This is a genomic window from Seohaeicola nanhaiensis (assembly GCF_042654245.1).
Taxonomy (GTDB): domain Bacteria; phylum Pseudomonadota; class Alphaproteobacteria; order Rhodobacterales; family Rhodobacteraceae; genus Seohaeicola_A; species Seohaeicola_A nanhaiensis.
The window spans coordinates 739697-746646 of sequence record NZ_JBHSGI010000002.1 but is presented as its reverse complement, the minus strand read 5'-3'; the positions used below and the strand labels follow the sequence as shown (position 1 = coordinate 746646).

The 6950-nt window shown below is 68.5% G+C and carries 8 protein-coding genes; 5 read left to right on the top strand and 3 right to left on the bottom strand.

Annotated elements, in window-relative coordinates:
- Positions 1 to 82: 82 nt before the first annotated feature.
- The 3 genes from ACFO5X_RS03805 (at position 83) to ACFO5X_RS03795 (ending at position 2660) form a co-directional block, all read left to right on the top strand.
- Positions 83 to 1666: an ABC-F family ATP-binding cassette domain-containing protein gene (locus ACFO5X_RS03805; RefSeq protein ID WP_380715901.1), complete on the top strand. Its 1584-nt coding sequence runs from the start codon at positions 83 to 85 to the stop codon at positions 1664 to 1666.
- A 141-nt stretch (positions 1667 to 1807) separates the two neighbouring features.
- A complete protein-coding gene (gene rpmB, locus ACFO5X_RS03800; RefSeq protein WP_380715900.1) occupies positions 1808 to 2107 on the top strand; it encodes a 50S ribosomal protein L28 in 300 nt (99 codons plus the stop codon).
- Between the two features lie 115 nt (positions 2108 to 2222).
- Positions 2223 to 2660, top strand: a complete 438-nt coding sequence (locus tag ACFO5X_RS03795) for a copper chaperone PCu(A)C (RefSeq protein ID WP_380715899.1) — start codon at positions 2223 to 2225, stop codon at positions 2658 to 2660.
- On the opposite strand, the gene ACFO5X_RS03790 is transcribed toward ACFO5X_RS03795, so the two are convergent.
- Positions 2657 to 3349 carry an NAD-dependent deacylase gene (locus ACFO5X_RS03790; protein ID WP_380715898.1) on the bottom strand — a complete coding sequence of 231 codons (693 nt, stop codon included), beginning with the start codon at positions 3347 to 3349 and terminating at the stop codon, positions 2657 to 2659. The genes ACFO5X_RS03795 and ACFO5X_RS03790 overlap by 4 nt on opposite strands.
- Before the next feature lie 52 nt (positions 3350 to 3401).
- On the opposite strand from ACFO5X_RS03790, the gene ACFO5X_RS03785 reads away from it, so the two are divergent.
- A complete protein-coding gene (locus tag ACFO5X_RS03785) occupies positions 3402 to 3842 on the top strand; it encodes a low molecular weight protein-tyrosine-phosphatase (RefSeq protein WP_380715897.1) in 441 nt (146 codons plus the stop codon).
- Between the two features lie 12 nt (positions 3843 to 3854).
- On the opposite strand, the gene ACFO5X_RS03780 is transcribed toward ACFO5X_RS03785, so the two are convergent.
- Positions 3855 to 4817, bottom strand: coding sequence for a LysR family transcriptional regulator (locus ACFO5X_RS03780; RefSeq protein WP_380715896.1), 963 nt, complete (start codon positions 4815 to 4817; stop codon positions 3855 to 3857).
- 57 nt (positions 4818 to 4874) lie between these two features.
- Complete coding sequence (locus ACFO5X_RS03775; protein ID WP_380715895.1) at positions 4875 to 5216, bottom strand: arginine transporter; 342 nt, start codon at positions 5214 to 5216, stop codon at positions 4875 to 4877.
- Positions 5217 to 5516: 300 nt separating this feature from the next.
- Between ACFO5X_RS03775 and ACFO5X_RS03770 the strand changes: the two genes are divergently transcribed.
- Complete coding sequence (locus tag ACFO5X_RS03770; RefSeq protein WP_380715894.1) at positions 5517 to 6950, top strand: calcium-binding protein; 1434 nt, start codon at positions 5517 to 5519, stop codon at positions 6948 to 6950.

Genomic DNA, 6950 nt, shown 5'->3' with positions numbered 1-6950 from the left:
CAAGGAACAGGAGACACCCACGACATGGACAACACCCGCGCCGCCTTCACCCCTCCGGTATCGCTGCACAAAGTCCTGTCCCATGCCTGCATCCATTTCCCTCTCCGCCCTCGGCTGGTCCACGCCTGACGGCACCCCGCTTTTCTCCGACCTCACCCTGACCTTCGGCCCTGGCCGCACCGGCCTCGTCGGCCGCAACGGCGCGGGCAAGAGCACGCTGCTCCGCCTGATCGCCGGCCAGCTGCGTCCGGCCTCGGGGCAGGTCACCGTCACCGGCACCCTCGCCACGATGCGGCAGGAGGCGCTCCAGCGCCCGCACGACACCATCGCCGACCTCTTCGATGTCCGCGCCGCGCTCGACCGCCTCGACCGGGCCGAGGCCGGAACGGCGACGCCCGACGACCTGGCCCGCGCCGACTGGACGCTGCCCGCCCGGATCGACGCCGCGCTTGCCCGATGCGGCCTGCAGGCCGTCCCAAAGACCCCGCTTCCCACGCTCTCCGGCGGACAGCGCAGCCGGGCCGCCCTCGCCGCGCTGCTGCTGGCCGAACCCGATATCCTCCTGCTCGACGAGCCCACCAACAACCTCGACCGCGCCGGCCGCCGCGCGGTGATCGACCTGATCCGCGGCTGGACCGGCACCGCCATCGTCGCCAGCCACGACCGCGAGCTGTTGGAAGAGATGGACGCCATCGTCGAACTCACCTCCCTCGGCGCCACCCGCTACGGCGGCAACTACACTGCCTACCGCCAGCAGAAAGAGACCGAGCTCGACGCCGCCACCCACGACCTCCACCACGCCGAGAAGGCCCGCGCCGAGGCCGCCCGCCGCGCCCGGCAGGCGACCGAGCGCAAGGCCCGCAAGGACAGCGCCGGCCGCAAGGCCCGCGCGAAAGGCGACAAGCCGAAACTCCTCATGGACGCCGCAAGGGAACGGGCCGAGGCCTCGGACGGTGCCGGTGCCCACCTGCGCGAGGCCCGCCGCGCCGCCGCCGAAGCGAGCCTCGACGCGGCCCGCGAGAAACTGGAGGTGCTCCAGCCAATCCATATGGACATCGCCCCGACCGGCCTGCCGCCAGGCCGGACCGTCCTGCGCCTCGACCATGTGAGTGGCGGCCACGACCCGCACCACCCGGTGATCCGCGACCTGTCGCTCACCGTCACCGGCCCCGAACGGATCGTCATCGACGGCCCGAACGGCAGCGGCAAGACGACGCTGCTGAACCTGATCACCGGCCGTCTCGCCCCGCAGGGCGGCCAGGTTGATCTCCCGGTCACCCATGCCCTGCTCGACCAGCACGTCACCCTGCTCGACCCCGGCCAGACCCTGCGCGAGAATTTCCTGACCGTGAACCCCGCCACCACGCCGCACACCGCCCATGCCGCGCTGGCCCGCTTCGGCTTCCGCGCCGGTGATGCCCTGCGCCGCGCGGGCGACCTCAGCGGCGGCGAACGGCTGCGTGCGGGCCTTGCCTGCGCCCTCGGCGGCACTCCGCCCCCCGCGCTGCTGATCCTGGACGAGCCGACCAACCACCTCGATCTCTACGGCATCGCCGCGCTCGAATCCGCGCTCGCCGCCTATGACGGCGCGATCCTGGCCGCCAGCCACGATCCGGCCTTCCGCCACTCGCTGAAACCTGACAGGGTGATCGCGCTCGGGGCATGACGCGGTGCGCCCCGCACCCCCTTGACCCCCGGCCCGATTCCCCCTAAAGGCAGCAGACCTATTTCCGGGCGCGGCCTATGGCGGCGCCTGTTTACGTTGCACTGGGCCTGCCGGCCCGCAGAAGACCCAGAGGATGATCCCATGTCGCGCGTCTGCGAACTGACCGGAAAAGGCCCGATGTCGGGCAACAATGTGAGCCATGCCAACAACAAGACCCGTCGCCGGTTCCTCCCGAACCTGAACGACGTGTCGCTGGTCTCGGAAACCCTGGGCCGCGTCGTCAAGCTCCGGGTCTCGGCCGCCGCCCTGCGCAGCGTCGACCACCGCGGCGGCATCGACGCCTTCCTGAAAAAGGCCAAGGACGAGGAACTCTCGCCCCGCGCGCTGAAGGTCAAGAAAGAGATCGCCAAGGCCGGCACCGCCGAGGCCGCAGCCGAGTAATCTCCGTTCCTTCGGAAACGATCCGCAGCCCCGCCCTCCGGCGGGGCTTTTGCGCTTTCGGGCGCCCCCTGTGCCGCCTATATCCGCGGCACAACCCCCGAACGGAGCGGATGACATGACCCTGAAACACATCGCCCTCGCCGCGCTCGCCGCCGTGACCCTCGCTTTCCCGGCCCTCGCAGGCGAGATCGAGGTGCGCGACGCCTATGCCCGCGCCGCCTCTCCCGCCGCCAAGGCCGGTGCGATCTTCATGACGCTGGCCAATACCGGCACCCGGGACGACCGCCTGCTCGCGGTCGCCTCGGACGTGGCGCAGAAGGTCGAGCTGCACACGCATGTCCAAAGCGGCGACGGCATCATGAAGATGACCGCCATCGAGGGTGGCATCGACCTCCCCGCCGGTGCGACCCACGCGCTGGAACGCGGCGGCGATCACGTCATGCTGATGGGCCTGACCCGCAGCCTCGCACAGGACGACACCGTCACGCTCACGCTGACCTTCGAACACGCGGGCGAGATCTCCGTCGACGTCCCCGTCGACCTCACCCGCTAACGGCGCAGCATCTCCGCCACCCAGGCCGGCACCACCTCGCTCGCCTTGCCCAGCCGCGTCTCGGCGAAATCCGAGACGACGGCCGAGGGTTCCAGGTTCAGCTCGACCGTATGCGCCCCCGCCGCCGCCGCCTCCTGCACGAAGGCCGCAGCCGGATAGACCTGCCCCGAGGTGCCGATGGCGACAAAGACGGTCGCCTCTGCCAGATGGCCGTAAATGCGGTCCATGTGATAGGGCATCTCGCCGAACCACACCACATCCGGCCGCGCCGCCGGAGCATCGCAGGCCGGACAGCACTCGCCTGCCGCCATCTCGTCCGGCGCGTCCCAGCGGTGGCCGCAGTTGCCGCACAGCGCCCGCGCCAGTTCGCCATGCATGTGGATCACGTCCCGCGCGCCGCCCGCCTCGTGCAGGGCGTCGACATTCTGCGTCACGATCACCACATCGCCCGGCCAGTCGCGCTGCAACAAGGCCAGCGCGCGATGCGCCGCATTGGGCCGCGCCGCCTTCGCCGCCACGCGGCGCATGTTGTAAAAGGCCTGCACCCGCCCCGGATCCCGCGCAAAGCCCTCGGGCGTCGCCACATCCTCCAGCCGCACCTGGCTCCACAGCCCGCCCTTGTCGCGGAAGGTGCCCATGCCGCTTTCGGCCGAAATCCCGGCCCCGGTCAGGATCACGATCTTGGTCACGCCCGCCCCCTGGTCTAAACTTGCAGGCGACCCTATCGCGGAGCCGCGCGCCATGCCCAGAAAAATCCTCGCTGTCTGCCTCGGCAACATCTGCCGCTCGCCCGCCGCCGAGGCGGTGCTGCGCGCCCTGCTGCCGGACGATGAAATCGACAGCGCCGGCACCTCCAACTGGCACGTGGGCGAACCGCCCCATCCGCCGATGATCCGCGCCGCCCGCGCGCGCGGCTATGACCTCGCTCCACTGCGAGCCCGCCAGTTCGCCAGCGCCGACTTCGCCCGCTTCGACCTGATCCTTGCGATGGACGCCCGCAACCTCAGCGACATCGAGGCGCTGCGCCCGGCGGGCAACACAACCCCGGTGCGTCTGTTCACCGACTACGCCCCCGACACCGGCGCCGACCAAGTGCCCGATCCCTATTACACCGGAGACTACGACGGCGCGCTCGACCTGATCGAAGCCGCCGCGCGGGGCCTCGCCCGCCAGCCGGATTAAGCAAACCCGAATTCAGCCCTCGATTACCCGCAGCTGTCCCGCCAGCCAGGGCAGCCGCGCCACCGCCGGGTCGATCATCTGGCTGCGCACCAGCCGCCGCACCGTCTGCGCCACGTCGCGCGGCACCGTGTCGGCCCAGTCGGCCCCGGCGAACAATGAGATGGTGCGCGCGGCCTCGGGAAAGGGCAGGGGATGCGCCTCCAGCTCGTCATGAAACCGGATCGCCCGCATATAGCCCAGCGGCGTGGTGATCGCCCAGCCGATCCGCCGCGCCACCATCGCCATCAGCGCCAGGTGGCTGCCGATCTGGAACCGGTCGTCGAACTCGACCTTCTGGCGCGCCAGATGCGCTTCGATCTGCTGGCTGATCAGCTGCTCGCGGCTGTAGCGCAGAAAGGGCAGGGGCCGCAGCGACTCCAGCGCGTCGCCCGTCCCCACCGTCCCGCGCGGCGCCACCAGGATGAAGGGATCCTGCACCAGCGGATATTCGATCACCCCGTCGCGCAGCTTTCCCGTGCTCGCCGCAATCGCGATATGCAGGCTGCGCGCTTCCATCGCATCGCTGATCTCAAGGCTCGGCGCCGTGATCAGCTTGAAGCGGCAGCGCGTCATGCTCTCGGCCAGGATCGTCACCAGCCGCGGCGTCAGGTCGTTGTCGAAATCGTCGATCAGCCCGATCGACAGCTGGCTCAGATGGGTCAGATCCACCACCGACAGCTCGCTCTGCGCCAGCCGCAGCTCGCCCAGTGCCGCCTCGGTGCGCGCCAGGAAACTGCGACCCGCCGGCGTCACCACCATCGGCCGGCGCGTATGGTCCACCAGCGCCGTCCCCAGCGCGGCCTCCAGGTTCTTCAGCTGCTGGCTCACGGCCGGCTGGCTCAGCCCGGTCATCTCGGCCGCCTGCGCAACCGAACCGGTGCGTGCCAGCGCGGCAAAGACCTCCAGCCCGCGCAGGCTCACGCCCTTGAGCAGCATCGCCCGACCTCCCGACAGTTTCGCCTTTTGTGAAACTGCGGGGCTAGACGGTCAAGCTCACTTGCACAGCTTTTCGGCCTCGTTGCCGAAATCCGACCAGCGTTTCCAGAACTCGGCATGCGAGGTCCGGTCCGATTGCCGGATCTCCTGCGCCCGGTGCGGATCGGCGAAGAAACTCGCCCCCAGCCGCTGGTCGCTGCCCGACAGCCGCGCATCCGCCACCGCCTGCACGCAGCCACAGCTCTGGCGTGTCGCGCCCTTGCGCCCGGCCTGCAGGCAGGCCGACAGGATCGGACCGCTGGTCGCCACCACCCGGGTCGAGCCGCTGTGCGACCGGTTTCCGCCGCCGCAGGACGCCACCAGCGTCAGCGCCAGTGCCGCAAATACCATCCGTTTCATTGTTCCGCCTCTGCCCGGGTCCGGGGGCGCGCCCCCTGCCGCAGGTCTCTGCCTGGTTTTGCGCGACTATGCCGCAAGCCGCGCACGGTTTCAACAAACCCCGCGCTGGCCGTCCCCCGCTCACGCCGCCCCGGACAGGCAAAAACCCTTGGCAGAGTGGCGGCGATGTATCACTGTTCCCGCGCGCGGTGTTCCTCTCTCGGGGGAGGCCGGTCAATTCATTGATTGTCCCATTTTTGCGACGGCCCCGCCTCCCTGCATCGCGCGCCTGTTGGTTCATTTAAACTCGGAGTTTTTCCCATGGCCCTTCGTTTCACCGGTACCACCTCGTCCGGCATTATTGCCGACTCCAACAATGACACCTGGATCACCTACCAGACCCAGAACGTCTCTGCCGCCGTCGATGCCGTCAACTTCAGCACCTTCGACAACATCGAATACTTCCTTCAGGGCCATGTCTTCGCCGGCGACGGCGGAATCGTCGCCGCGAACGGGGCGAGCAATGTCGACATCGTGATCGGCCTTGGCGCCTCGATCAACGCGGGTGTCGACGGGATCGAACTCCTCTGCGATTCAGTAGCCGACTCAAGCCATGATATCGTCAACCACGGCACCATCTCCGCGATGGCCGGCGAAGGCGTCGACGTGCGTGCCCGCTTCTCGAGCCTGACAAATATCGGTGTGATCAGCGCGGCGAATTTCGGCGTCTTTTTCAACGGCGATTCCAACGACGTCATCAACCACGGCACCATCGATGCCGAAGCCACCGGCATCTTGATCGACGGCGACTATGGCACCATCGTCAATTTCGGTGCGATGAATGCCCTCGGTACGGTCGGCCTCGATATCTCGGGCGACTTCGGGACGATAAAGAACTTCGGCACCGTGGTCGCCGATTCCGTCGCCATCGATCTCGGCGGAAGCGGCCGCATCGCCAACAGCGGTACCGCAAACGCCGGGATCGGCATCCGCGCCATTTCCTTCGTGGACGCGACAACCGACGCTTTCAGGATCTTGAACTCAGGCAGCGTCCTGGCCGAAAGCTACGGTGTCTATCTCTCGGGCGGAGCCGAAGACACCTTCATCCTGCGCAACTCCGGCGAGATCCGTGTGCAGGATGTCGACGGCGCGGCAATTCTCGGCAGTGGCAGCGGGGACGTCATCCGCAATTCCGGCATCCTCGAGGGCAACGTCAGGCTCGGTGCCGGCAACGACAGCTACTTCGGCGGCGAGGGTACGCTGCTCGGCCTCCTCGACGGCGGCGATGGCGATGACACGCTTCTGGGCGGCCAGGCAGACGACGACATGTTCGGCAACTCCGGCGGGGACACCCTCACCGGGCGAGCCGGCGACGATGCGCTGAACGGCGGCGGCGGCAGCGACGTCCTGCACGGCAACCGCGGCGATGACACGCTGCTGGGCGGGGCCGGCGCCGACTGGCTCTCGGGCGGTCAGGACGACGACACCCTGACCGGCGGAAGCCAGCCCGACCGCTTCGTCTTCATCCGCAATTCCGGCGATGACACTATCACCGATTTCGAGAACGGTCTCGACAAGATCGACCTCACCGCCTTCGGCCTGCGCACAAACCTCTACGGCAGCGTGGTCGCGCCGGCGCTGATCAAGGCCGGGCCGGATGTCTTCCTCGATCTCACCGCGCTGGGCGGTCACGGATCGATCCTCATCAAGGACACCGCCTTCAATCTGATCGACGGCTTCGACTTCATCCTCTGA